We start from the raw sequence: 2,106 nt of genomic DNA on the forward strand, positions 1-2,106 counted from the left end.
CACGCCCCTCGCCGTCCTGGGCTATTTCGGGGTTTACTGGCCGCTGCGCCGCAAGGTCGCGCGGATGCAGCGGGACCGGCGCACCCGCCTGGATGCACGCCGTGCCGCTGCCCTGGCGCTGGAGCCGGGCCGGGTGGTCGTCTGATTGGCTGAATTGGGAGGAGTCACATGTCGGAGCTAGCGGATCTCGGCGTCACCGGCCTTGCGGTCATGGGTGCCAACCTCGCCCGCAACGCCGCGCGCAAGGGCCTGAGGGTCGCCGTGCACAACCGCAGCAACGAGAAGACCGAGCGGCTGCTCGCCGAGTTCGGCCACGAGGGGAACTTCGTCGGCAGCAGCTCGATGCAGGAGTTCGTGAGTTCGCTTTCCAGGCCGCGGGTGGTGATCATCATGGTCAAGGCCGGCCAGCCGACCGATGCGGTGATCAATGAACTTGTCCCGCTCCTGGAGAAGGGCGACATCATCGTGGACGGCGGCAACGCGCTGTTCAGCGACACCCGCCGCCGCGAGCGCGAGCTGGCCGAGCGCGGCATCCTGTTCGTCGGCATGGGCATCTCCGGCGGCGAGGAAGGTGCCCTGGAAGGCCCCTCCATGATGCCCGGCGGTGCCCGCTCCGCCTGGGACCGGATCGCGCCCATGGTCACCAGGATGGCGGTCTCGGTCGATGGCACACCCTGCTGCGCCTATATGGGCCCGGACGGTGCCGGCCATTACGTGAAGATGGTGCATAACGGCATCGAGTATGCCGACATGCAGCTCATCGCCGAGGCCTACGACCTGATGCGCACGGTTTATGGCATGAGCGCTGCCGAGATCGGCGAGGTGTTCGCCTCCTGGAACACCGGCGACCTCGATTCCTACCTGATCGAGATCACCGCGATCGTGCTGGCGAAAACGGACGCCGCCACCGGCAAGGCGCTGGTCGACCTGATCCGCGACGAGGCCGAGCAGAAGGGGACGGGCCGCTGGACCGCCCAGTCCGCGCTCGACCTGGGCGTGCCGATCACCGCCATCACCGAAGCCGTCTATGCCCGGGCATTGTCCGGCCGCCCCGCCCAGCGCGCGGCTGCTGCCAAGGAACTGGGCGAGATCAAGCCCGCCGGGAAGAAGGCCGGCGCCGCCGAGATCGGAATGATCCGCGACGCGCTCTATGCGTCCAAGATCGTAGCCTACGCCCAGGGCTTCGAGCAGCTCGAGGTCGCATCCAGGACCTATGACTGGAACCTCGATCTGGGCACCATCGCCACGATCTGGCGCGGCGGCTGCATCATCCGCGCGGCCTTCCTCGACCGGATCAAGGAAGGCTACGCCCAGCACGCCAGCGCCCCCAGCCTCCTGCTCCAGCCCTATTTCCGCGACGGCGTGCTGAAGGCCGAGCAGGCCTGGCGCGACGTGGTCGTCCTGGCCGTCCAGAACGGCGTGGCCGTCCCGGCCTTCGCCTCGTCGCTCGCCTATTACGACGGCCTGCGCCGCTCCCGCGGCCCCGCCAACCTGCTCCAGGGCCTGCGCGACTATTTCGGCGCCCACACCTACCGCCGCTTCGACAAGGACGGCAGCTTCCACACCCGCTGGTCGCAGAACGGGAGCGAGGTGGAGGTCTGAGAAGCCTTCGGCTGCGGCCTCTCCCTCACGTCATTTCCCGCTCCCTCGTGTCATCCCCCGCGGAGGCGGGGGATCAACCGCCCGATGACGGCCTCCTCCAGCCTGCCCCTGACTGGCGATTGCCGGGGCTGAGCATGCTGCGGACGGCGCACGGCGGTTGATCCCTGGTCAAGCCGGGGGATGACGAGCAGGAACGTCCGCGCCCGCAACGGCCGCTCCCTTCACGCCAGTCAAGCCGGCTCCGCAACGGGAGCCGGCGCGAGTTCCATCACTCCACCGCGTCGAGCACCGCACCCAGCTTGTCGGCGATCTCGTCGATATGGGCCTTGGTCAGCACCAGCGGCGGCGACATGGCAATGGTGTCGCCGGTGACGCGCAGCATGATGCCCTTCTCATAGCCTTCCACCATCGCGTCATAGGCCCGCTCGGCCGGCGCGCCCGGGCGCGGCGCCAGCTCGACTGCCGCCATGATGCCGATGGTGCGGATGTCGATGACGTTGCGCC

2 protein-coding genes are annotated in these 2,106 nt (G+C 68.6%); one reads left to right on the forward strand and one right to left on the reverse strand.

The window, feature by feature from the left end; all coding sequences use genetic code 11:
- The first annotated feature begins 168 nt into the window (after positions 1-168).
- Positions 169-1,602: an NADP-dependent phosphogluconate dehydrogenase gene (gene gndA, locus EQG76_RS22895; RefSeq protein ID WP_159716619.1), complete on the forward strand. Its 1,434-nt coding sequence runs from the start codon at positions 169-171 to the stop codon at positions 1,600-1,602.
- Between the two features lie 268 nt (positions 1,603-1,870).
- Here gndA and EQG76_RS22900 read toward each other — a convergent pair.
- On the reverse strand, positions 1,871-2,106 hold a 236-nt coding region (locus EQG76_RS22900; RefSeq protein ID WP_159716620.1), incomplete at its 5' end, for an aminotransferase class III-fold pyridoxal phosphate-dependent enzyme.

This window comes from Geminicoccus flavidas (genome assembly GCF_009806515.1).
Lineage (GTDB): Bacteria > Pseudomonadota > Alphaproteobacteria > Geminicoccales > Geminicoccaceae > Geminicoccus > Geminicoccus flavidus.

Coding starts and splice junctions, on each gene's coding strand:
- gndA (WP_159716619.1), top strand. CDS start 169: ATGTCGGAGCTAGCGGATCTCGGCGTCACCGGCCTTGCGGTCATGGGT.